Annotated in this window: 23 protein-coding genes; 12 read left to right on the top strand and 11 right to left on the bottom strand. The window is 69.4% G+C overall.

Features of this window, described 5'->3' with window-relative positions; all coding sequences use genetic code 11:
* The first annotated feature begins 74 nt into the window (after positions 1-74).
* Positions 75-1,862 carry a tetratricopeptide repeat protein gene (locus tag ACWPN7_RS04545; RefSeq protein WP_459196740.1) on the top strand — a complete coding sequence of 596 codons (1,788 nt, stop codon included), beginning with the start codon at positions 75-77 and terminating at the stop codon, positions 1,860-1,862.
* 13 nt (positions 1,863-1,875) lie between these two features.
* Here the strand turns inward: ACWPN7_RS04545 and ACWPN7_RS04550 are convergent, their stop codons facing one another.
* The 5 genes from ACWPN7_RS04550 to ACWPN7_RS04570 form a co-directional block, all read right to left on the bottom strand.
* Positions 1,876-2,601 carry a protein tyrosine phosphatase family protein gene (locus tag ACWPN7_RS04550; protein WP_247894625.1) on the bottom strand — a complete coding sequence of 242 codons (726 nt, stop codon included), beginning with the start codon at positions 2,599-2,601 and terminating at the stop codon, positions 1,876-1,878.
* 92 nt (positions 2,602-2,693) lie between these two features.
* Complete coding sequence (locus ACWPN7_RS04555) at positions 2,694-3,695, bottom strand: hypothetical protein (RefSeq protein WP_459196741.1); 1,002 nt, start codon at positions 3,693-3,695, stop codon at positions 2,694-2,696.
* A 31-nt stretch (positions 3,696-3,726) separates the two neighbouring features.
* The gene (locus ACWPN7_RS04560) at positions 3,727-4,722 is read right to left on the bottom strand and encodes a hypothetical protein (RefSeq protein ID WP_137105252.1); all 996 of its coding nucleotides are present in this window, start codon (positions 4,720-4,722) and stop codon (positions 3,727-3,729) included.
* A gap of 110 nt (positions 4,723-4,832) precedes the next feature.
* Positions 4,833-5,672, bottom strand: coding sequence for a 23S rRNA (adenine(2030)-N(6))-methyltransferase RlmJ (locus ACWPN7_RS04565; RefSeq protein ID WP_200474539.1), 840 nt, complete (start codon positions 5,670-5,672; stop codon positions 4,833-4,835).
* An 88-nt stretch (positions 5,673-5,760) separates the two neighbouring features.
* Entirely contained in the window at positions 5,761-6,405 is a 645-nt protein-coding gene (locus tag ACWPN7_RS04570; protein WP_247881711.1) for a transglycosylase SLT domain-containing protein, read from the bottom strand.
* A gap of 522 nt (positions 6,406-6,927) precedes the next feature.
* On the opposite strand from ACWPN7_RS04570, the gene ACWPN7_RS04575 reads away from it, so the two are divergent.
* A complete protein-coding gene (locus ACWPN7_RS04575) occupies positions 6,928-8,307 on the top strand; it encodes a tetratricopeptide repeat protein (RefSeq protein WP_459196742.1) in 1,380 nt (459 codons plus the stop codon).
* Between the two features lie 31 nt (positions 8,308-8,338).
* On the opposite strand, the gene ACWPN7_RS04580 is transcribed toward ACWPN7_RS04575, so the two are convergent.
* On the bottom strand, positions 8,339-9,277 hold the full coding sequence (locus ACWPN7_RS04580) for a LysR family transcriptional regulator (RefSeq protein ID WP_014198706.1): 939 nt from the start codon (positions 9,275-9,277) through the stop codon (positions 8,339-8,341).
* Between the two features lie 127 nt (positions 9,278-9,404).
* Between ACWPN7_RS04580 and wrbA the strand changes: the two genes are divergently transcribed.
* Both wrbA and ACWPN7_RS04590 read left to right on the top strand, forming a co-directional pair.
* Complete coding sequence (wrbA, locus tag ACWPN7_RS04585) at positions 9,405-10,007, top strand: NAD(P)H:quinone oxidoreductase (protein ID WP_040134172.1); 603 nt, start codon at positions 9,405-9,407, stop codon at positions 10,005-10,007.
* Positions 10,008-10,074: 67 nt separating this feature from the next.
* The gene (locus ACWPN7_RS04590; RefSeq protein WP_459196743.1) at positions 10,075-11,022 is read left to right on the top strand and encodes a glutathione S-transferase family protein; all 948 of its coding nucleotides are present in this window, start codon (positions 10,075-10,077) and stop codon (positions 11,020-11,022) included.
* Between the two features lie 20 nt (positions 11,023-11,042).
* Here ACWPN7_RS04590 and ACWPN7_RS04595 read toward each other — a convergent pair whose 3' ends face one another.
* The 3 genes from ACWPN7_RS04595 to ACWPN7_RS04605 all read right to left on the bottom strand — a co-directional run bounded on the left by ACWPN7_RS04595 (position 11,043) and on the right by ACWPN7_RS04605 (position 12,356).
* Positions 11,043-11,423: a hypothetical protein gene (locus tag ACWPN7_RS04595; RefSeq protein WP_456522430.1), complete on the bottom strand. Its 381-nt coding sequence runs from the start codon at positions 11,421-11,423 to the stop codon at positions 11,043-11,045.
* 98 nt (positions 11,424-11,521) lie between these two features.
* On the bottom strand, positions 11,522-11,893 hold the full coding sequence (locus tag ACWPN7_RS04600; protein WP_459196744.1) for a response regulator: 372 nt from the start codon (positions 11,891-11,893) through the stop codon (positions 11,522-11,524).
* A gap of 73 nt (positions 11,894-11,966) precedes the next feature.
* Complete coding sequence (locus tag ACWPN7_RS04605; protein WP_349620251.1) at positions 11,967-12,356, bottom strand: Hpt domain-containing protein; 390 nt, start codon at positions 12,354-12,356, stop codon at positions 11,967-11,969.
* A gap of 177 nt (positions 12,357-12,533) precedes the next feature.
* Here ACWPN7_RS04605 and ACWPN7_RS04610 point away from each other — a divergent pair, with 177 nt between their 5' ends.
* Positions 12,534-13,463: an NAD(P)/FAD-dependent oxidoreductase gene (locus tag ACWPN7_RS04610; protein WP_200474534.1), complete on the top strand. Its 930-nt coding sequence runs from the start codon at positions 12,534-12,536 to the stop codon at positions 13,461-13,463.
* A 336-nt stretch (positions 13,464-13,799) separates the two neighbouring features.
* The gene (locus tag ACWPN7_RS04615; RefSeq protein ID WP_014198714.1) at positions 13,800-13,991 is read left to right on the top strand and encodes a hypothetical protein; all 192 of its coding nucleotides are present in this window, start codon (positions 13,800-13,802) and stop codon (positions 13,989-13,991) included.
* A 1-nt stretch (position 13,992) separates the two neighbouring features.
* On the opposite strand, the gene ACWPN7_RS04620 is transcribed toward ACWPN7_RS04615, so the two are convergent.
* Complete coding sequence (locus tag ACWPN7_RS04620) at positions 13,993-14,361, bottom strand: chaperone modulator CbpM (RefSeq protein ID WP_014198715.1); 369 nt, start codon at positions 14,359-14,361, stop codon at positions 13,993-13,995.
* A 1-nt stretch (position 14,362) separates the two neighbouring features.
* Positions 14,363-15,271 (bottom strand): DnaJ C-terminal domain-containing protein, encoded by a 909-nt coding sequence (locus ACWPN7_RS04625; RefSeq protein ID WP_040134167.1) that lies wholly within the window; start codon positions 15,269-15,271, stop codon positions 14,363-14,365.
* A 263-nt stretch (positions 15,272-15,534) separates the two neighbouring features.
* Here ACWPN7_RS04625 and ACWPN7_RS04630 point away from each other — a divergent pair, with 263 nt between their 5' ends.
* The 6 genes from ACWPN7_RS04630 (at position 15,535) to ACWPN7_RS04655 (ending at position 22,894) form a co-directional block, all read left to right on the top strand.
* Positions 15,535-16,539 carry a zinc metalloprotease HtpX gene (locus ACWPN7_RS04630; RefSeq protein ID WP_459196746.1) on the top strand — a complete coding sequence of 335 codons (1,005 nt, stop codon included), beginning with the start codon at positions 15,535-15,537 and terminating at the stop codon, positions 16,537-16,539.
* A gap of 159 nt (positions 16,540-16,698) precedes the next feature.
* Positions 16,699-18,687 (top strand): PP2C family protein-serine/threonine phosphatase, encoded by a 1,989-nt coding sequence (locus tag ACWPN7_RS04635; protein ID WP_103039160.1) that lies wholly within the window; start codon positions 16,699-16,701, stop codon positions 18,685-18,687.
* A gap of 203 nt (positions 18,688-18,890) precedes the next feature.
* The gene (locus ACWPN7_RS04640; RefSeq protein WP_492273142.1) at positions 18,891-19,526 is read left to right on the top strand and encodes a cytochrome b; all 636 of its coding nucleotides are present in this window, start codon (positions 18,891-18,893) and stop codon (positions 19,524-19,526) included.
* Positions 19,527-19,784: 258 nt separating this feature from the next.
* Positions 19,785-21,575, top strand: a complete 1,791-nt coding sequence (locus tag ACWPN7_RS04645) for an autotransporter domain-containing protein (protein WP_459196748.1) — start codon at positions 19,785-19,787, stop codon at positions 21,573-21,575.
* 147 nt (positions 21,576-21,722) lie between these two features.
* Positions 21,723-22,550, top strand: a complete 828-nt coding sequence (locus tag ACWPN7_RS04650) for a universal stress protein (RefSeq protein ID WP_459196749.1) — start codon at positions 21,723-21,725, stop codon at positions 22,548-22,550.
* 92 nt (positions 22,551-22,642) lie between these two features.
* Entirely contained in the window at positions 22,643-22,894 is a 252-nt protein-coding gene (locus ACWPN7_RS04655; protein ID WP_014198724.1) for a hypothetical protein, read from the top strand.
* Positions 22,895-22,970: the final 76 nt, after the last annotated feature.

Raw genomic sequence — 22,970 nt, forward strand, 5'->3', positions numbered from 1 at the left:
TCCCCGGATCGTGCCGGTGCGCGTCCAGCGGACCCGGTTGGCGCTGAGGCCGATCCGGTCTATGGTCCGGTCTCATGGAACCAGCCCTCGACGACGCGATCCGCCTGCACAAATCCGGCAATCATGCGGGGGCGGAGCCGCTCTATCGCGCTGTTCTGGACCGCGATCCGGCGAATCGCGGTGCGCTGCAGATGCTGGCGATGCTTCTGGTGCAAACGGGGCGTCCGGCCGAGGCCGTCGGCCATTTCCAGACCATCCTGCGGCTGGAGCCCGGCGGCGTCGCCGGCTACAGCAATCTTGCCGCCGCCCTGCGCCTGGCCGGGCAGGGCGCGGAGGCCATCGCCTGTCTGCATCGGGCGCTGGCCCTCGACCCGGCCCACGCCGCCTCCTGGTTCAATCTCGGCAATGGATTGAAGCAGCTGGAGAAGGCGGCGGGCGCGGCGCGGAGCTACCAGCGGACCCTGGCGGTCGAGCCTGGCCACGCCGGGGCGGCGGGCAACCGGAAGACGCTGCGCGACCAATGGGGGCCACGCCTGGACGAGGCCGAGCGGCAGGCTACGGCGGCGCGCCACCCCTCGGCGGACGCCGATGCCAGCGCGGCGGCGGCGGAGGCCCTGCAGGCGGTCGGCGACGCGGCGGCGGCGGAAACGATGGCGCGCGCGGCCCTGGATCGCGATGACCGGAATCATCGGGCCAACCGGCTGCTGGGGCGCCTGCTGCTGGAGCGCAGCGGGGCGATGGATGTGCGGAGCGGAAAGCCCTTCGCGGTCGACCGGTCGCTGGTGGAGGAGGCCATCGGCGCCCTGCGCCGGGCCGTCGCCGTCCGTCCCGACGACGAGGCCGACTGGCTGCACGTCGCCGCCGTGGCGACGCTGGTGCAGGTGGGCATGGCGTCCGAGGCGGTGCTGCGCGACGGGGCGCGGGCCGCCTGGGCCCGCTTGCGGCGCCATCCCAAGGACACGGTCGCGGCGTCGGTCATCGGCTTCCACGTCTACCGCCGGGACCGGCTCGTCCTCGCCTCCTGGCTGAACCGGCGCTTCCGCCGGCGCTTCACCGCGGCGGAGGTCGCGCGGGAGCATGAGCTGGGCCTGTGGACCATGCTGCGCGCCGACGATGCCTTCTTCCGCGCCCTGCCGCCGGTCGACGCGGTGCTGGAGAGCATGGCGCCCCTGGAGTGGCGCATCGAGCCGGCGCCGGGACCGGCCGGGGAACCGGCCACGGAACCAGCGGTCTTCTTCTGCTGCGACGACGTCTATTTTCGCCGGTTCGCCCCGGCGCTGCTGGAGTCCTTGGCAGAGCGGATGCCGGGCGCCACGGTCGCTGTCCATGTGGTGGCCCCGTCGCCGGAGACGGAGCAGGCCATGGCGCACTGGCGGACGGACGGACGGCTGAGGGTCGGCTTCTCGCTGGACCGGCCGGAGATGTCGGGATGGGCCGACGTCAAGCGCGTCACCTATTACGCCTCCGCCCGCTTCATCCGCGCCTTGCAGTGGCTGCGCCGGCTGGACCGCCCGCTGATGGTGATCGACACCGACGCGCGCGTCGCCCAGGACCTGCGGGCCTTGAGCGTGGAGATGGCGGGCCACGACGTCGGGTTCCTCGTCGACGGGCGCCGCCGCGGACCGTCGCGGGAAATCACCGTCTGCTTCAACGTCTACAACAACACGCCGGGCGGCGACCGTTTCCTGTCGCTGCTCGGCGCCTACATCGGGCATTTCCTGGCGGGGGCGGAGGTCTATTGGATGCTGGACCAGATGGCCCATTACGCGGTGCTCGACTGGCTGAACCGGCATGAGCCGATCCGCGTGCGCCGCTTCGACTTCCTGAACTTCCCCTACTGCCACTTCGTCGGGGCGAAGTGACGCGCCGTCCGCGTCACTCCCGCCCGAGAACCCGGTCGACCACCGTGTCGGCCCATTCGCGGGAGCGGAAGCTGGCCTTGGCCTCCACCGGGTCGTAGACGCGCTCCACCCAGTCCCAGAAGGCGGTTGGGCGCTTCTCGTTGTAGGCGGCGTACAGCTCGAAGAAGTAGTCGAGGATGCCGGTCTTCGCCTGCTTGAAGTGGCCGTACTTCCAGTGAAGCTGCTTGGTCGCCCGCTCCAGCGGCACACCCTCGTGAATGAAGAGGTAGAGCGCCGACATGAAACCGGCGCGGTCCGCCCCCGACTTGCAATGGAGAAGCGCCGGGTACTGCATGGTCGCGAACAGGTCGCGGGCTTTCAGCAGCGTCTCCTTCTTCGGCATGTCGCGGGAGTTGACCGGAAAGTCCACCAGCGTCAGCCCGGCCGTCCGACAGGCTTCGGCCTCCAGGATGTAGGAGGCGCAGTCGCGGCTGCCGCGCAGGTTCAGGATGGTCTTGATGCCGCGCCGCGCCGCTTCCCGGATGTGGGAGGGGGAGGGCTGGCTCGCCCGGTACATGTTGGGGGAGATGCGGTAGGTGTTCGAATAGACCAGCCGGAAGCAGGCATGGTCGATGAACACGCTTTCGAAATGTCCGAGCGCCCGTTGCAACGGGGAGATCATGCGCCCGCGCGCCCGCTTGATCCCGTCGGCCAGAGCGGTGGTCGTGTAACGGCGCAACATCTTCCGGGTGGTGGCCACGCAAGCAGTCTCCAAATCGACAAGGCCGCCAAGATAGGCACACTTTGCGTGGCGTCAAGGCCGCCGCGCCGCTGGGCAGTGCGGCGCTTTGGTCATCCGGCCCGCAGGACGCGCCCGTAGATGTCGTACCGCGCGGCGAGCGACAGCACGATCTCCATGTAGAGATTGATCAGGCCGTTGGCGTAGAAGGCCGGGCAGCCGGTGTAATGGCGCTCGCCCGCCTGGGCGGTCGGCTCGATCAGGTCGGCGTTCAGGACGATCATGCCGCCCGGCGCCTCCGCGTCATAGACGAAGGCGGTCTGGTGGCGGGGCAGGGGGTGGATGGCCTGATGGTCGTCGGCCTCGATGTGGCCGGCCCCCATGAACTGGCACAGCATGCCCAGGCTGCCCATGGCGAGCGGCAGCACCTGCTTCAGGCTGCGGCGCGACAGGTCGTCGTATTCGGCCGGGGTCAGGCCGGGCTTCAGCATCGGCGCCGACTCGCACAGGTTCCAGCAGACGTGGAGCGCCGTGTGGCTGCCGGTCTTGGTGATCGACAGCATGTCGTAGCCGGACGGCGCGTGCAGCACCGACGCCTCCAGCGTGTTGGCGAGGACGAAGCCGGCCGCGGCGAGCGGGGTGATGGCGCCCTCCGCCCGGCAGCGCTCCTCCTCCAGCGTCACCTTGATCGCCCAGTCCTTGATGATGGCGTCCAGCAAGTGGCACACGCTGTCGCGCAGGAAGCCGATCAGCGTCTCCGCCGGGGCGGCCTCCAGCCCGGCGGCGTTGGCGATGTCCAGCCCGTGCGGCGAGTCCGGCGGGTTGCACAGCAGCAGATGGCCGTCGGCGTCCAGCGGCATCCGGTTGGTGATGTGGTCGCGCAGGTCGTTGTAGAGGAAGGCCAGCAGCGTGTTGATCGCGACCTTCTCGTAATCCTCCTTGCGGGTGTCCGCATGGGCCGGGCAGTGGCCGGCGAGGCGCTGAAGCTCCTCGGCGAAGAGGTAGTTCGGGTCCTCGGTGATGCGGTGCAGGATCGGCGCGAGGTTGATCCGGGTCATCCCGGCCTCCTCATGCGCGGCGAGATAGGTCAGGGCGAAGTCGTTGGAGCGGGCCATGATGGGGCGTCAATCTCGTGAATGAGGACGGTCAGCGGTCGCGAAGCCGGTCGTAGACGCCGTAGTCCATGGCGATGCTGGCCACGATGTCGAGATACAGTTTGATGAAGCCAGGCGTGTAGAAGGCCGGGCAGCCGGTGTAGTGCCGCTCCTCGGGCTTGGCGAAGCGCGTGATCGGCTCCGGGTTCAGGCAGATCAGCCCGGCCTCGTCGAGGACGAAGGCGGTCTGGTCCTTGGGCAGCAGATGGATGGCGAGGCCGTCGTGGGGTTCAATCCCCGACGCCTCCATGTAATGGACCAGCATGCCCAGGCTGGCCATCGACAGCGGCACCACCTGCTTCAGGCTGCGCCGGACGAGGTCGTCGTAAGCCGTCGCGTCCTTGTCCGGAAGCAGCAGGGGGGCGGCCTCCACCATGGCCCAGCAAATGTGGATGGCGGTGTGGCTGCCGGTCTTGGTGATCGACAGCATGTCGTAGCCGGCGCGCTGGTAGAGCGGCGAGTCCTCCAGCGTCGTGCGCAGGATGAAGGTCGCGGCGGCGGCGGCGGAGATCTCGCCCGTTCCCTGCGCCCGGTAGTGCTCCTCCTCCGACAGCAGGTCGGCCGCCCAGCCGGTGATGAGGCCATCGAGCAGATGGCAGGTGGCATCGCGCAGGACCGAGGCCATCACATCGAGCGGGGCCGCCGCCATCGCCGCGCGGTCGGCCGGGTTGATGCCGTGGGGGGAGCGCGGCGGGATCGGCAGCATCACCTGTCCGCGCTCGTCCAGCGGCAGCTTGGACGCAACATGGTCGCGCAACCGTTCGAACAGATAGGCCAGCAGCGTGTTGACCGTCACCTTGTCCGCGTCGTCGGCGTTGGGGGCGGCGTGCATGGGGCACTGGCCACCGCCGCGGCGCAACTCCTCGCTGAACAGAAAGGCCGGGTCCTTCTGGATGGTCTGAAGGATGTGGGCGATCGAGACGCGCTCCAGCCCGGCATCGGCGTGAGCCTTGATGAAGCTGCTGGCGAAATCGTTGGAACGGGACATCGTGGCCTTGCCGGAACGGAGTAATCCCGTTCAGCCTAGGGCGAGTGGCGGGGCCGTTGCAACGGCAACCTCTGTGACCGGTTGCCGCTTCTCCGTTGAAATGTGCGGTTTTACCCCTCGGGAACCAGCCAGTCGACGGTGCAGCCGCCACCGGTGGCGGGCAGGGCGGCGTGCAGCGCCGGCAGCATGGCGCGCAGCGTGTCGTCCAGCGTCCAGGGCGGGTTGACGATCAGCAGCCCGGACCCGTTCAGCCGGAGGTGGGTGTCCTCCGGATGCCAAGTCAGCTCGACGGTCAGGATCTTGCGGATGCCGGTGTTCTCCACCGCCTCCTGGAAGCGCCAGACGGCCGGGCGTTCCTTGATCGGGTACCACAGGGCGTAGATGCCGGTGGACCAGCGCTTGTGCGCCGCCTTCAGCCCCTCGGCCATGCGGGCGAACTCGTCCGGCTGCTCGAAGGGCGGGTCGATCAGGACAAGGCCCCGCTTCTCCCGCGGCGGCAGATGGGCCTTCAGCGCCTGATAGGCGTCGGTCTTGAAGGTCGAGACCTGACGGTCCCCGGCGAACTCCGCCTTCACCGTCTGCCAGTCGTCGGGGTGAAGCTCGTTGAGGAGGAGCCGGTCGTGCTCGCGCAGCAGCGCCCGGGCCAGCCGCGGCGATCCGGGGTACCAGCGCAGCCGCCCGTCCAGGTTCAGCGCGTTCACCGCGTCCAGATAGGGCCGCAGCGCCGGGTGCGGCGCCGGCTGGCCGAACAGCCGTCCGATTCCGTCCTGGAACTCCAGCGTCTTGCGCGCCGGTTCGGAGTCCAGGTCGTAGCGCCCGATGCCGGCGTGGGCGTCGAGCACGCAGAAGGGCGCCGGCTTGGCGCGCAAATGATCGATGATCAGCGCCAGAACGGCGTGCTTCATCACATCGGCGGGGTTGCCGGCGTGGAAAATGTGACGGTAGTTCATGGGGCAGGGATTTAGCCCATCGGGGCGTTCCGCGCCATCCCCTCCAAACGCTCTCCGCGAGCGGCGGCCAATTCAGTTGGCTGCCAAATCAGTCGAGGGAGGCGACCTGCTGGGCGTTGCGGAAGGTGCGACGGGTGCTCGGCGCGATGCTGGCGGGCTCGGAGTCGCCGCAGCGGGCGGATTCCAGCAGCTTGGCGCTCTTCGGGTCCAGTTCGTTCAGGTGCTGCCAGATCTTGCAGATGTAGTTCTGGGCCTGACGGGTGGAACCGCCGTTGTAGCGGGCGACGGCGGTCTTCCAACTTCCCTGCTCGCCATGGAGGCGAAGGAGGAGACGACCGGCGTAATAGACGTTCTCGCGGGGGTCGACGATCCGCTCCACCGGCTGGAATTCGCCGCGGTGAGTGCCCAGCGAAATCTGCATGCAGCCGACATAGACGTTCTGGCGGATCTGGCCGCGCTTGTCGCGGAGATGCCGGGCGGCGTCGTTGGCGTTGCGGGCGTAGACGGGACGGCCTTCCACGCTCATCGCGAAGGGGGTCGGGGCGCCATCCTGACCGCTTTCCACCAGGGCGATGGCGACGAGAAGGCCGGAGGGGATGTTGAACTTGCGCTCGGCCTCGACGGCGTGGGAGACGCAGCTGCTGTCCTGGGCGGCGGCGGGCTTGGCGAGGAGGACCGGAGCAGCGGCTAAGCCCAGTGCAAGAGCGATCCAGCCGCCATACGTGCGTCGCACGCGCTGAGTTCGATCCTGCATATCCTCGGTCCCCTCTTCGTTGCCGGGTTCATCCGGCTTCGTTTTGGCCCCCCGCGCGGGGCCGCCATTACCGGTCACCGAGTCGCTTACGGTGACCGCCTCCTACCCGAAAGTTCAGCGCCCACCATCGGGCGCCGAAGCCACACTTCCAAAAATTTTATACAGCGTCAATCTATTTGCTGCCCGGTAATACCACGCCTTTCAATCGAACGATGTCACAAGGCGGCGGGAAAAACCCACTCAGGCCCTCGGTCTTATCCATCAAGGCACTGATTCCGAAGCGCTTTGAAAAACCGAAAGGGGTGGATTGTGCGAAAGGCGTACAAATTCATCCAATCGGCCTAATGCGACGGTTTGAAGCTCGATTCGCCACCGAACGACCTCCTTCGGATGCCTCTTGCGCGCGCGCGAAAGGTGGTGCAGGAGTTCGTGTCTTCTTTCGCATTCCGGAGTCTCCCGGAGCGGGGACGGCGACAGCGCATCTCCCATAGCGAAGTGATCGTGGATCGCGATTCGACGGCTCAAGCCGACCGGGAGGGGGCAGGCCCCCTCGTCCAGCCCGGAGACGTTCCGGGCATTTTGTTCCAGACCGGCTATGACCGACTCTACGCCGCCGATGCGGCGGGGGCGGCGCGTGCCTTCCGGCTCGCCTGTGCCGCCGATCCGGGGTCGGGCGAGGCCTGGGGCGCCCTGGCCGACAGCACGCGGGACGCGGGCGAGGCCGCCGGGGCGCTGGCCGCCTGCGGGCGGGCGGTGGCGCTCGACCCCGGCGTGTGGCCCTGGCGCATCGCCCTGGCCGAGGCGCTGCGGACCGCGGGCCGGTTCGAGGAGGCCGTGACCACCGGACAGGTGTTGACGACGGAACGGCCGGATTCCGCCACAGCCCGGCTCGGCCTCGCCCGCGCCCTGGCGGCGGCGGGCCGGCGGGACGCCGCGCTGGAGGAGTACCGCGAGGCCGTGGCCCTGCGCCCCGGCGACCGTGAGGCGGCGCTGGAACTGGCGGCCCTGCTGGTCGAGGCTGGCGACGCGCTGGGCGCGGTGGAGCTGCTCCAGCCACTGTCCCGCCGGGACCCGGAGGACGCCGACCTGCACGCCGCCATCGGGCGGGCCTGGATCGCGTTGCAGGAACCGGTGAAGGCGTTGACCGCTCTGCGCCGTGCCGAAGGACTCGACTCGGATGGCCGACTCGGCTGCGCAGCGCTGATCGCCGCGCTGGAAGGCGGTGCGGGGGAGGACCTGTCGGCCGCCTATGTGCGCGCCCTGTTCGATCGCTACGCCGACCGCTTCGACCAGGATCTGGTGGGCAAGCTCGGCTACTCCGCGCCGGCCCTGCTGCGCGAGGCGGTGGAGCGGCTGGGGCCGGTGTCCGAACGTGGGGCGCCTGGGTTGCGGGTGTTGGACCTCGGTTGCGGCACCGGGCTGGCGGGCGTGGCGTTCCGTCCGCTGGCCAGGCATCTCGCCGGGGTCGATCTGGCCCCGCGCATGGTCGAGAAGGCCCGCGCCCGCGCTCTCTATGATGAGTTGTCGGTCGGCGACGTGGTCGCGGCGGTGGAGGCGGTGCCCGGCGCCTGGGACCTGCTGGTCGCCGCCGACGTGCTGGTCTATCTCGGCGACCTGACCGCGCTGTTTGCGGGAGCCGCCAAGGCCCTGCGCCCAGCAGGCCGCTTCGCCGCGACGGTGGAGCGTCTGGACGGCGAGGCGGCGACCTCCGGCTACACGCTCGGCCCGTCGCGGCGCTACGCCCACAGCGAAGCCTATCTGCGGGAAATGGCGGCGGCGGCGGGCCTGACGGTGCTTCTGATGGAGCCCAGCTCCCCCCGCCGGGAGAAGGGCGTCGGCGTGCCGGGTCTTCTCTTTATAGTGGAGAAGCCGGCGGCCTGACGAAAACGGCTTTTCGGGACGGGGGTGTGCGTCACGCCTCCGCCCGGAAGGGCTGCAGGCTGAGCAGGGCGCAGTCCCAATAGGGGCGCGGGCCGAAACGCTCGGCCAGGAAATCGACGAAGACGCGGACCTTCGGCGACAGGTGCCGGTTCTGCGGGTAGACCGCGAAGACGTTCGATTCCGCCATGTAATAGTCCAGCAGCAGGCACTGGAGCTGCCCCTTGGACAGCGCCTCGCCGCACAGGAAGGTGGGCAGAACGATGATGCCGACGCCGGCGATGGCGGACTCGCGCAGCAGGTCGCCGTTGTTGGTGCGCAGCGACCCCGACACGCGGACCGACCGCATGGCGTCGCCGACACGGAACTGCCACTGCTCGGCGGTCGGGATGTTGGTGTAGATCAGGCAGTTGTGGTTGGACAGCTCATCCGGTGTCTGAGGTATCCCGTGCTTCTCCAGATAGGCCGGGCTGGCGCAGACCACTTGGCGGTTGGGGGCCAGGCGCTTGGCGATCAGCGAGCTGTCGCGCAGCCGCCCGATGCGCACCGCCAGATCGTAACCCTCGTCGATCAGGTCCACGTAGCGGTCGTTCAGGTCCATCTCGATCTCGATGGACGGGTAGCGCTCCAGGAACTCGGCGACCGCCTTGGCCAGATGCAGCAGCCCGAAGGACACCGGCGCGTTGACCTTCAACCGCCCGCGCGGGGCGGCGTGCAGGTCGGCGACCGCCTGCTCCGCCTCCTCCAGATCGGCGATGATGCGGGTGCAGCGCTCGTAATAGGCCTGCCCGACCTCGGTCAGGCTGAGCTTTCGCGTGGTGCGGTTCAGCAGCCGCGCCCCCAGCCGGTTCTCCAGCTCCGCGATGCGACGGGAAACCACGGACTTGGACAGGTTCAGCCGCTCCGCCGCGGTGGTGAAGCTCTTGGTGTCCACGACCTTGATAAAGGCCGTCATGTCGTCGAGGCGATCCATCCCATTGTTCTACACCCGGGAACAATGAAGTTCCAGCACCCTGGATTTGCTGGAGAGCGGCAACGCGCTATCTCTTTGGAACGCCGCAGCCTCCAGCGCGGCCGCAACGACAGAGGGGAGACGAGACATGGCGAAGGTTCTGGTGCTCTACTACAGCAGCTACGGCCACATCTCCACCATGGCGCAGGCGATGGCCGAAGGCGCCCGCTCGGTTCCGGGAACCGAGGTGGCGGTGAAGCGCGTGCCGGAGCTGGTCCCCGAGGAGGTGCGGCAGAAGGCGCACTTCAAGGAAGAGCCGAACATTCCCATCGCCGACCCGAACGAGCTGGCCAACTACGACGCCATCATCCTGGGCGTGCCGACGCGCTACGGCAACATGCCGGGCCAGATGAAGAATTTCCTCGACCAGACGGGCGGCCTGTGGGCGAAGGGCGCGCTGGTCGGCAAGGTGGGCGCCGCCTTCTCCTCCTCCGCCACCCAGCACGGCGGGCAGGAGAGCACGATCCTCACCACCCACACCGTGCTTCTGCACCTCGGCATGGTGATCGTCGGTCTGCCCTACAGCTTCCAGGGCCAGATGGGCGTGGACGAGGTGATGGGCAACAGCCCCTACGGCGCCAGCACCATCGCCGGCGGCGACGGCTCCCGCCAGCCGAGCGCGGTCGAACTGGACGGTGCCCGTTACCAGGGCCGGCATGTCGCGGAGATCACCAAGAAGCTGCACGGTTAAAGGCGGGGCGTCCCTCTCCCGCCGTCCGGGCGGGAGAGGTGGCACCGGATAAAGGGGAGTTCAGGGCATGGGCCTGTTGATCGACGGCCGCTGGCATGACCAGTGGTACGACACCAAGAACAGCGGCGGCGCCTTCGTCCGTCCGGAAACCCAGTTCCGCAACTGGGTGCGGGCGGACGGCTCGACCCCGTTCCAGCCGGAGGCCGGGCGCTATCATCTGTTCGTGTCGCTGGCCTGCCCCTGGGCGCACCGCACGCTGATCCTGCGCAAGCTGAAGGGGCTGGAGGACGCCATCGGCGTCACCGTGGTCGATCCCCTGATGCGCGAGGAGGGCTGGACCTTCCCCGAACCCGATCCGATCACCGGCTCCACCCGTTTGCACGAGGTCTACACCAAGGCCGATCCCACCTATTCGGGGCGCGTCACCGTCCCGGTGCTGTGGGACAGGAAGACGGGGACCATCGTCAGCAACGAGTCCGCGGAGATCGTCCGCATGCTGAACCGGGAATTCGACGCCTTCGGCGACGCCTCGCTGGACTTCTACCCGGCGGAACTGGCGGAGGAGATCGACCGGCTCAACGCCTTCGTTTACGACCGCGTCAACAACGGCGTCTACAAGGCCGGCTTCGCGACCAACCAGGAGAAGTACGAGCAGGCGTTCGACGCCCTCTTCGCGGCGCTCGACGAGCTGGACGAGCGGCTGGGCGGACAGCGCTACCTGCTGGGGAACCGGCAGACCGAGGCCGATTGGCGCCTGTTCACCACGCTGGTGCGCTTCGACGCCGTCTATGTCGGCCACTTCAAGTGCAACCTGCGCCGCATCGCCGACTATCCGAACCTGTCCGGCTATCTGCGCGACCTCTATCAGGTTCCCGGCGTGGCGGAGACCGTCGACTTCCACCACATCAAGCGGCACTACTACGCCAGCCACACCATGATCAACCCGACCGGCGTCGTGCCGAAGGGGCCGGCGCTGGATCTCGACGCGCCGCACGGGCGGGACTCGGTTGGCTAACTCGGTGGGGTAATCGGGCCTCAGGGCTTGTAACAGCGGGCCATGTCCTGGTTCGGCCCGATCATCTCGCACTGGAAGCTGTTGGAGAACTTGAAGCGGAACGGCCCGGTCTTGCGCACGCTGACCAGGGTCTGTCCGCCGGGGTTCTTGAAGGCCACCCAGGCCGAGGAATCGAAATGGGTGGTGATCCCGTTGCTCAGCCGCACGCGGCCCTGTTTGTCCTTGATGACCTGCACGCCGGTGTTGAAGGCCATGACCCCGTTTGGCGTCTCGGACGCCACGGCGAGGCCGTTCGTGCAGTTGACCCCCTCCGGCTGAACCGCGACGCATTCATAGGGGCGCGGCTGCGACGCGGTGAGCACCATGGCGTAGATCGCCACTTCCAGAACGTTCATGGGCATGCGGAATCTCCCGGCAATCCGCACAAGGGTGCAGCAATGCACCGTGTACAGAATAATTCCGCCGTGGTTACGAAAAGTATAATGTCGCGGTCAAGGTTCTACCCTTTCGCGGACAGCGCTTTTTCCAGCTTCTCGCGCAGGCCGAACATGGTCAGCGGCTTCACCAGATAGCCGGTGGCGCCGGAGCGCAGGGCCGACAGGACGACGTCGGACCGGTCGTGCTTGGTCAGCATGATGACCGGCGCCCGCCCGTCCAAGGCCTCCAGAAAGGCCAGACCGCCCATCGGCGCCATGTCCACGTCGCAGAAGATCGCGTCGAAATCGACCCGGTTGCAGCGGGCCAGCGCCTCCGCCCCGTCGGCGGCCTCGATCACCGTGCCGACGCCCAACTGCTTCAGCAGCCGCACCGAGACGCTGCGGGTCACCACCTCGTCCTCGACGACCAGCACCGCGCACGAATTGAACGACACGGCCACCCTCGCGCTTCGTCCTATGGGTACCCCAAAGGGTTACACCCGCATGATATATCAGCGCGAAAGAAACTCAAATGCGTGCGATCAAAATTTTCACGTCGGCCAGGGCGCGGTCGAGGGCCGCCGCGTCCCGCCGCACCACCGCCGCGTCGCCGCGCAGGGCCGCCTCCTCCACCGAGCCGAAGAGGTCGGCGACCCGCCCGGCCCCGGCGGTGCGGGCGGCGCCGGCCGCCGAATGGGCGGCCAGCCGGACACCATCCAGGTCGCCGAGCGCCAATCGCTCGTTCAGAACGCGCGACAACTCGTCGGCGTTTTCCAGGAACAGGGCGTAGAGCATCGTGACGGTGGGGCCAGGACCGCCGAAGTTGCGCAGCATCGGCTCCACGTCAAGGATCTCACGGTCACACGGCGTCGCGTTGGGCGGTGGCGGTTCGGATGGGCTGGGCGGCGGCTGGGGCACGATGGCGGCTCCCGGCAGGACACGGTATGGCCGTACAGTGCGTATGGCAATTCAACCCGGTCAAGCCGAGGCCGGCGCGGCGAATGGACGCTTCGGCGCCGCAGCATCCGGTCGCGGAACCGGGGGACGCGCCGCCTGTTCCCCAACGTCGTCAACGTCCGCTGGAACGCCCGAGCGATGACCGCCGCATCCGAAGAACAGCGTCTGGACACCCTGATCGTCGGCGGCGGACCCGCCGGGCTGACCGCGGCGATCTATCTGGCGCGCTACCGCCGCCGCTTCCTGGTGGTGGACTCCGGGGCCAGCCGGGCCTCCTGGATTCCGCTGTCCCACAACCATGCGGGCTTTCCGGACGGGGTGACCGGCGACGAGCTGCTGGCCCGCATGCGCGCCCAGGCGGAGCGCTACGGGGCTCGGATCGTGCCGGGAACGGTGACCACGGTGGAGCGGGGCGACGATGGCTACCGCGTGCGGACGGAGGACGGGCGGCTGTTCCGAGCCCGCACCGTGCTGGCCGCAACCGGCGTGATCGACCGCGAACCGGAGCTGCCCAACCTGTATCAGGCGGTCCAGCGGGGGCTGGTCCGCCATTGCCCGATCTGCGACGGGTTCGAGGTGACCGGTCACCGCATTGGCGTCATCGGCCACGGCACCGGGGCTTTGGGGGAGGCGCTGTTTCTGCGCACCTATTCCCGCGACATCACCGTCCTGACGCTGGGCGAGCCGATGAACCTGGAGGAGGCGGAGGAGCGCCGCATGGCCGAGGCCGGGCTGCGCGCCGTCGAGGAGCCGGTGGTGGAGATCCACACCGAAGGCGGGCGGATCGCCGCCCTGACCACGGCGTCCGGCGAGCGGCTGACCTTCGACACGCTGTATTCCGCCCTGGGCTGCCACCCGCGCATCGAGCCGGTGAAGGGGTTGGGCGTGCGCATCGGCCCGGACGGGCGGCTGGTCACCGACGGGCACCAGCAGACGGGGATCGAAGGGCTCTACGCCGCGGGCGACATCGTGGAGGGCCTGAACCAGATTTCGGTCGCCATGGGACAGGCCGCGATCGCCGCCACCGCCATCCATCGCCGACTCCTGGCGGAGGACGGGGACCTTTGAGGGGCGGTGCCTCCCCGGCGGGTGGCCAGCGGCGCCGGGCAAAATGTCGCATTTGACATTAATGAGTGGTAATACCAAACCGATGGCTTGAGCTATGCTCTTGGTTTGATGGAGCTTCCAGGAAAGGCATAAAGGGTTATGCCTTTTGGGCTCGGCCGGACGTTTACACCTGATTAAGAATTTGGGCTTTAGGACTTTCGCCATTGCGAAAGGCAGTCCGTGCGGCTGGGTGTGGCCCGGCGCACAGCGGGACGAGCGAAGGGGCGGCATGATGACGCCATCAGCCAACCCGCCGATCAACCCGGGCAGCCTGCCAGAACGAACGGAACCTGCTCCATGGCCCAATCCGTGACCCGCGCGCTTCAAGCCATCAAACGCCACAACGCCAAGCCAGAGCAGATCGACCACGCCATCCTCAGCGCCATCAACGTGACGCTGTGCATGCAGTCCGGCGGCAACGACCGGGTCGCGGAAGGCTTCAACCAGGACATCGCGCTGAGCGGACGGGCCTTCGGCGTCCGGAGCTGACCTACCCCTCCTTTTCCTCCCGCTTCCGCAGCTCGTCCTGCAGGAGATAGCGGGCCTCCGGCGGCAGATCGCCGATGGCTTCGGCCAACACGCGCAGGCGGCGCCGCAGCCCATAGACGGTGTCCAACAGCGACAGCACGACCGGCATTGCCTCGTCGTCGAGCGCCAGATCCTCCCGCAGATCGCAGATCATCTCCAGCCGGGCCACGTCGGCCGCGCTGAAGACGAAACCGGTCCCCTCGTGCCGCGGCCGCAGCCAATGCCGCTCCACCCACACCGTCAGCTGGGCGGAGGAGACGCGCCGGCAGGTGGCCAGCACCTCCTCGGTCCGCCATGCCCCGCCGCCCTGGTCCATGCCGTTCCGGTCCATCTCACGCGGCCTCCATGTCCCGTCTCGGGTTGTGGTCGGTCTTCCAATCCCGGACGAACGCCTCCAGCGCCGGGTCGGGCGCGTCGGGCAGGGCGATGCGCAGGGTCACATACTGGTCGCCGCGCGCGCCGTTGGCTCCGGGTAGTCCCTTGCCCTTCAACCGCAGGCGCGTGCCGTTGTTCGCCCCCTTCGGAACGGTCAGCATCACCGGCCCGTCGATGGTCGGGACGCGGACCTTGCCGCCCAGCACCGCCTCGGCCAGCGTCACCGGCAGGTCGAGTTGGATGTCGTCGCCGTCGCGCCGGAACCACGGGTGGGGCGTGACCTTGACGGTCACCAGCGCGTCGCCGGGCGGACCGCCGTTGCTGCCGGGCAGGCCCTGGCCCTTCAAGCGGATGGTGCCGCCGTCCTCCAGCCCGGCGGGCAGGTCGATGTCCAGCGTCTTTCCGTCCGGCATGGTGACGCGGCGCTTGCCGCCCTTGGCCGCCGCCAGGAAATCGACCGTCAGCGCCATGCTGAGGTTGCCGCCCTTCATCGGCATGGCGCCGCCGCGGGCGAAGCCGCGCCCGCCGAACAGGTCGGAGAAGATGTGTTCCAGATCGTCCGACGCGAATCCTTCGGCGTGGGCGTAGCGGGCGCCCGCCGGGCCTTCGGCGAAGTCGCGGTAATATTGGCGCTGCGGCCGTTCCTGACCGGAGTCGTCGATCTCCCCGCGGTCGAAGCGGGCACGCTTGTCGGCATCCGACAGCAGGCTGTAGGCGGCGCTGATGTCTTTGAAGCGCTGCTCGGCCTCCGCCTTGCCGGGGTTGAGGTCGGGGTGATGCTTCTTGGCCAGCTTGCGGTAGGCCTTGCGGATTTCGTCGTCCGAAGCGGTAGGGGATACGCCCAGAATCTCGTAAGGATTGCTCATGGCGATGACCGTGATTGGAAAGCGGGGGTCAGCGGCTGACGGGTGAGCACGTTCGACGTGTATGTGTTCGACGCACCCCCGCAAATCAAGAGGGTTGGCCTTTCGTTCGGCGCACGGCGCCTGTGCTTGCGGCCGGGATGACGACGGGGCGGCGCGCGCCAATATGAGGCGGGCCGGACTTGGGTTCGCCGGACTTGGGTTCGCCGGACTTGGGTCCGGTTGAACGGTTCCAAAGGGAGATGGTCAGGGAGGAAGTCCCCGTCATGCCGCACACGCACCGGTCCTTCATGTCCACGGATCAGGTGGCCGCCGACCTGCGGCGGCGCCACAAGATCGCGAACGTGTTGCAGTCCCTCCTCCTGCTCGGCGGCATGGTGCTGCTGCTGGCGCTGTGCGGGATGATCCTGGCGGGGGTGGAGGGGGTGCTGTGGGCGCTGCTCGGCGGCGCCGTCAGCCTGCTGTTCAGCCCGCGCCTGTCGCCGCGCATGGTTCTCGGCATGTTCGGCGCCCGCCGCCTGACCCATGCGGAGGCCCCGGTCCTGTTCGACGCGCTGGCCGCCATCGCCCGCCGCGCGGAGCTGCCTGCGGTGCCGGAGCTGTGGTACGTCGCCAGCCCGGCGCTGAACGCCTTCGCCGTGGGCAGCCGCCGCCGGTCGGCCATCGCGGTCACCGACGGGCTGCTGCGCGCCCTCAGCCTGCGCGAACTGGCCGGCGTGCTGGCCCACGAGGTCAGCCACGTGCGCAACAACGACCTGACCGTGATGGGGCTGGCCGACACGGTGACCAGCCTGACCCGGCTGATGTCGGTCTTCGGCATGGCCCTGCTGATTCTCAACCTGCCCCTGCTGATGATGCGGCAGGAGGCGGTTCCCTGGCTGCTGGTGCTGCTGCTTATCGCCGCACCCTGGATCGGCGTCCTTCTGCAACTCGCCCTGTCGCGCACCCGGGAATTCGACGCCGACCTCGATGCCGCTCACCTGACCGGCGACCCGGAGGGCGTGGCCTCGGCGCTCGCCCGGATCGAGCGGCTTCAGCACAGCCCGTGGGAGGGGCTGCGCTTTCCTGGCCGCCGCCGGGCGCAGAACATCCCGTCCCTGCTGCGCACCCACCCGGACACCGAGGAGCGGGTGCGCCGCCTGATGGCGCTGCGCACCCCGCCGCCGGTCCTGCCGGGGCTCGACGCCCATCCCCTTCATGCCCCGCCGCCGCTCGCCATGCCGGCGGCGCTGCGGCGCCCGCGCTACCGGATCGGCGGCTACTGGTACTGAAGGTTACAAGGCCGGCGTCCGCCTCTCCTGGACTCACGCTGCCCGGCTGGGTAGAACCGACGGGCGCGGTCGGGCAATTTTCCCAAATCCCAGGCTTGTCCGGGAAACAAAGGGGAAAGCCCGCGGCGGTCGGTTGGCTACAGAAGGCGGGTCCCCTCCATGACCTTTCAAGGGCGTTTGGTCCTCCTGATCTCCGGGCTGGTGACGCTGGCGGTGGCGCTGGTTACGATCCTGCTGGCCTGGACGACCCATTCGGCGATCCAGTCGCGGGTGGAAGCGGACGGCCGCGGTGCGGCGACCCTGCTGGCCCGCAGCGCCACCCTGGCGCGCGAGGTTCCGCGCGACGTGGAGGCGCTGCTGGGCGACCGGCTGCTGTCGGAGGCCACGCTCGCCGCCCATCTCGTGGCGGTGATGGAGGCGGGCAAGGCGCCGGTCAAGGCGGTGACCGACCGGCTGAAGGCCGTCGCGGACGGCGGCGGGCCGGATGAGATCTGGGTCACCGACAACCGGGGCCGCGCCTATCTGCACAACATTCCCGGCCCCGACATCACCTTCGGCCCCGACGCCCGGGCGCAGCCGCGCCAGGCGCCCTATTACGGCCTGTTGAACCGCGCGCCGGAGAAGGTGGTGACCGACGCCGCCACCGAAGGCGGCAAGCTGATGAAGTTCGCCGGCGTGGCCGGCGTCGACAAGCCGCGCATCGTCCAGGTCGGCGCCGACGTGCGCCGGCTGGGCGACATCGCCCGCAAGGCCGGGGTGGACGGCGTGATGGCCTCCCTGCTGGCCGGCGGCACGGTGGAGGGTGCGTGGCTGCTGGAGCGCGATGGCCGTCTCGCCGTGCACGCCACCGGCCCCAGCGCCGGGCCGCTGTCGGAACGGGCGGTGGAGGCGGCGAAGGCCGCCGCGGCGGCCGGCGAGACCGGCCTGCTGCGCGAGGGCGACCGCCTGACCGCCTTCGCCCCGGTGCCGGCGATGGCGGGGCAGGGGGCGGCCGGGCAGGGGGCGGGGATCGCGGTGGTCCGCCTGTCGGCGGAGGACCTGTCCTCGGTGGTCGGCCGCCATGTGAAGATCGGCGTGCTGGTCGGTCTGCTCGTCCTGGCGGCGGGCGTCTACGGCGCCGTCCGCTTCGCGCGCAGCCAGATGGCCCCGATCGAGCGGCTGGGCGAGGCCGTCGCCGCCGTGGAGGCCGGGCGCTTCAACCCCTTCACCCTGAACGAGGCGATGGAGCGCAACGACGAGATGGGCCGCCTCGCCCGCGTCTTCCGCAGCATGGCGCTGGAGGCGTCCTACCGCGAGGAGACGCTGGACGCCCAGCTTCTGATGCGCACGGCCGAGCTGGAGACCCGCACCGAGAAGCTGGCCGCCGCCGAACACCTGATCGAGGAGGAGCAGCGCGCCGCCCGCGACGTGCAGGCGAACCTGCTGCCGCAGCAGCTTCCCGCCGGGCGCGACAGCCAGTTCTTCGGCCTTCTGGTTCCAGGCCCGGCGGTCAGCGGCGACTTCTACGACGTGATCGAACTGGACGAGCGCCATTGCCTGCTGGTGGTGGCTGGGGTGTCCGGCTGGGGCGTGCCGGCGGCCTTCCTGATGCTGCTGGTGCGTGGCGCGATCCGCGAGGCGGCGGCCCGGCCCGGCATGACCCCCGCGGCCATCCTTGCGGCGGCCAACGACCGGCTGTGCGGGCAGAGCCCCTTCGACGGCTTCGCCACCGCCTTCGTCGCCCTCTACGACCGCGAGACCGGGATGCTCAGCCATTCCAGCGCCGGCAACCGCGCGCCCTGCCGCATCCGGGCGGACGGCAGCGTCCTGACCCTGGCCGACGCCGGTGGCCCGGCGCTGGGCGTGCGCAAGGGCATTCCCTACGGCGAGGCAGTGACCCGGCTGGAGCAGGAGGACACGCTGTTCCTGTGCACCGAGGGCGTGCTGCGGGCGGTGAACGCCCAGCGCGAGCCGTTCGGCGAGGAGCGTCTGGCCGCCGTCCTGCACCAGGGGCGCGGCCTGTCGGCGCGCGACCGCTCCGAACTGCTGCTGCGCGCGGTGGAGGCCCATGTCGGTCCGGGCGGGCAGACCGGCGACATCGTGTGCCTGACCGTCCGCCGCCTGCTGCCCGCGTCCGAACTGGCGCCGGAGTCCGAAGCGGCGGTGTGACGCCCTTCAGCGACGTCCAGCAGCAAAAACGTTCCTTCTGATCGGGGTGATCCGGCTGGCCCGCCGGATCATCCGTGCGACCAGGGCGCGGAGCCGCTCGGCACCCCCATCTCAGTCCCGGGTTCCGCCGTTCAGCTTCGGTTCAGTCGCCCCCGGACAGGATCGGCAGGACTTGCCTGTTTCTGCCGATGAGGGGACTACCGATGTCCAACGCTTACTCCGAGGCCGCCGCCCGGCCGCCCGTCAAGACCCGCCCCGTCAAGACCCGCCCCGTCAAGACCCGCCCCGTCAAGACCCGCCCCGTCAAGACCCGCTACGACGGGGTGATGCTGTTCCTGCACTGGAGCGTCGCCCTGCTGATCCTGGTGGCCTTCGCCATCGCGCAGGGGCGCGGGCTGGTGCCCCGCGGGCCGGAGCGGACCACCCTGATGGACCTCCATCGCTCGCTCGGCGTCCTCGTGCTGGCGCTGGTGGCGCTGCGCATGGTCTGGCGCGCCGTCAGCCCGCCGCCGCCGATGCCCGCCGACACCGCGCCGCTGCTTCTGCTGGCGGCCAAGGCCGGGCATCTGGCGCTCTATGCCCTGATGATTGCCGTGCCGCTGGCCGGCGTGACGATGACCCAGGCCCATGGCCATCCCGTTACCTTTTTCGGCCTGTTCACCCTGCCGACGCTGGTTGGGGAAAACCATGCCTTTGGCGACATCCTGGAGAAGCTGCATGAGCTTCTCGGCACCGCCATCATCGTACTGGCCGGCCTGCACGCGGTGGCGGCCCTGGTCCACCAGTATGTGCTGAAGGACGGGACGCTGAGCCGCATGCTTCCCTGGGGAAACCGCTGAGCTGAGAAAAGGGCGGGCGGCGCCGGCACCGGAGTGTCGGTGGGCGCCGCCCGCCGAGTGGTGAGGTCCTGCCTCCTCCATGGATGGACCCATGCTCGGGTCCCCCATGGTCTGATGAACCCGCCCAAGCGGCTTCTCTTCCCGACGCAATGGCGGTACCGCCCCCCGCTTTGACGCACCACCCCTGTTTTCCGGCTGTCCAGCGGGGGAGGTGAGGCGGTGACGGGTAAGGCAATTCGTATGGCGGCGGGAGCTGCGTTGCTGGCATCGGCGCCCGCCGGTGCGGTGCCGTTCGATCGGGTGTTCGTCTTCGGCGACAGTCTGTCCGACACCGGCCGGGTCTATGAGCTGACGCGCGGCGGCATTCCGCAGAGCCCGCCCTATTATGACGGGCGCTTTTCCAACGGCCCTGTCTGGGTCGAGCGGCTGGCCCCGCTGATCGGCAGCCAGCCCGACCAGAAGACCAACTTCGCCTATGGCGGTGCCGAGACTGGGACCCTGTCGCAGACAGGCGTTCCCGGCATCCAGGGGCAGGTTGGACAATTCCTGCTCAGCCGACCGAGCGGCACCGGCGGCGGGCTGTTCGCGGTGTGGGCGGGCGGCAACGACTATTTCAACCGCGTGACTGCCGGGTCGGACCCGTCGGGCCTCGTCACCCAGACGGTCGGCAACATCGTCACCACGGTGGAGCGTCTGGCGGCGGTTGGCGGGAAGACCTTCCTGGTGCCGAACCTGCCGGACCTCGGCACGATCCCGGACACCCGCAATTCCGACCGCGCCGCCCTGCTGAACGCCGTCACCGCCTCCCACAACACGCTGCTGTCGCAGGCGATGGCCGACGTGGAGAAGCGGCTGGGAGTCACCGTCGTGGTGGCCGACGTCAACGCGCTGTACCGCGCGGTGGCGGCCAACCCGACCGCCTACGGCTTCACCAACACCGTGACGCCCTGCCTGTCGAACAACGCGCCGACCGGCGCCTGCGGGACCGAGGCGCAGGCCGACCAGACCGTCTATTGGGACGAGATCCACCCGACCCGCGCCGCCCATCTGCTGATCGCGCAGTACATGCAGGGCGCCCTGCTCGCGCTGAACGACGCGGCGGAGACGGTGGCGATGCAGCCGGAGCTGGCCTTCGAAGCGACGCGGAGCTGGCACCGCGCGCTGCTCGGCTCCATCGCCGGCCCCGCCGCGACGCGGGTGGAGGCGCCGCTCGGCAATGGCGAGCTGAGGGCCTTCCTGATCGGCGACGCCGCCTGGGGCCGTCTCGCCGGCACACCGGAGCGCCAGGGCTTCCGCTTCAACACCCAGTCGGGCGGCGTCGGCGCCGAATTGCCGGTCGGGCCGGCCTCGCGCGTCGGGCTGTCGGTCGGCGGGTCGCGCGGGCGCGCCAAGCTGGACGAGGGGGCGGGCACGCTGGACATGACCAGCACCATCATCGGCCTGCACGCGGTGACCGAGGCGCGGGGCTTCCTGCTGGCCGTGGCGGGCAGCGTTTCCTTCGACCGCTACGGCGACATCGACCGGACCACCGGCTTCGCGCCGTTCCCCAACGCCTCGGCGGACACGGACGGGCGGACCTACGCCCTGTCGGTCGCCGGGGGCTACACGGCGCAGCTCGGGCCGGTGGCGCTGGGGCCGCGGCTGGGCCTGCGCTACATCCACACGCGCATCGACGGCTATCAGGAGAGCGGCGCCGGGCTGCTGTCGCTCGGCGTCGAGCGGCAGAGCGCCGAATCGCTGGAGAGCAGCGTCGGGGCCGAAGCCTCCACCATCGTGGAGATCGGGCGGACGGTGCTTCAGCCCAGCCTGGGCATCGCCTGGGAGCACCAGTTCGCCGAGGACGCGCGCACTGTCACCGTCCGCCTGCCCGGCGGGGCCGCCAACAGCGTGAGCCCGAGCGGCGACGGCCGCGACTCCCTGGTGATCGGCGCCGGCCTGTCGGCCCAGCTCTGGCAGGCGGTCAGCGCCACGGTGGGTTACCGCGGCGAACTGTCGGGGGCGGACGGGCACAACCACGCCTTCACCGCCCGCTTGCGGATGAGCTTCTGAGGAAACGCCTATTCCATCCTTCCGGAAGGCTTTTTCCTGCTGGCGTTGCGGCGCCGCAAGAGGAACAATCGGTGCCGGTGCGTCGCCCCCGGGCACGCCCGCCCGAACAAGAACAACGGCCCGGACAAAAGCAAAGGGAGGAGTTTCATGGCCTACAAGCACATCCTCGTGCATCTCGATTCCGGCCCGCAGGTGGAAACCCGCCTCGACGCGGCCATCGCGCTGGCGAAGACCAGCGGCGCCTTCCTGCGCGGCCTGTTCGCCCAGCCGGACCGCAGCGCCACCAGCGTCATCGCCCGCCGCTCCAGCGACCATCTGGAACAGGCCGCCGCCCGCAGCGAGGCGATGTTCCGCGACAAGCTCCAGGCGTCGGGCCTGCAGGGCCAGTGGCACGGCCTGACCCACGGCGAGCACAACCACGTCATCCGCGAGGTCATCATCTGGTCGCGCTTCGCCGACCTGACGGTGCTCGGCCAGTTCGACCGCAGCGCCCCCGCCGACGGCGTGGCGCCGGAGGAGCTGAACGAGCAAGTGGTGCTGAATTCGGGCCGCCCGGTGCTGGTGCTGCCCTTCGCGGGGACCTTCCCGGTGATCGGCAAGCGCGTCGCCGTCGCCTGGAACGCCGAGCGCGAGGCCGCCCGTGCCCTGTCCGACGCCATGCCTTTCCTCCAGGCCGCCGACGAGGTCACCGTCATCACCGTTCTGACACAGGCCGCCCCGCCGGCCGGGACGGAGCCGCAGCGCATCGGCCTGCTCGACCATCTGGCGCTGCACGGCGTGACGGCCGACCAGACGCATTTCACGGTGACCGACATCGGCGCCATGGACGCGCTTCTCGCCCGCAGCATCGATTCCGGGGCCGATCTGCTGGTGATGGGCGCGCACGGCCATTACGGCTTCCCCTTCCTGCACCGCGGCGGCGGGACGCGCCATGTCCTGCGCACCTGCCCGATGCCGCTGCTGCTGTCCCACTGACGCCGTCCGGTTGACGGAAAGGAGCGGCGGGCTTTCCTCCGCCGTGCCGGGCGGCCATGTAGAGGCTTCCCGGCACCGGCTGGAGAGCGTGCATGTCCTGGCTCCGCGTCTTCCTGATCGCCTGTCCCGTCATCGTTCTGGCGGCGCTGTTTGCCGCCTGGGCGGCGACGGGCTTCGACCTGTTCGGCCTCAGCCTGCCGGGCCTGCTCGCCCTGGTCGGCGGCGCCGTGCTGACCAGCGCCGTCGCCATTGGGCTGATGGCCCTGGTTTTCCTTAGTAACCGCAGCGGCCACGACGAGGCGGCGGGCCGCCCCGATCCCACGGACGGGCCGGACCGGCTCTAAAGCCCCGATCCCGAAAGGGGCCATTCGACCTTTCTTCCGTCTGATGTCCGCATGGTCGGCGGAACGCCTGCGACTC

It is taken from the genome of Azospirillum sp. UENF 312511, assembly GCF_058780635.1.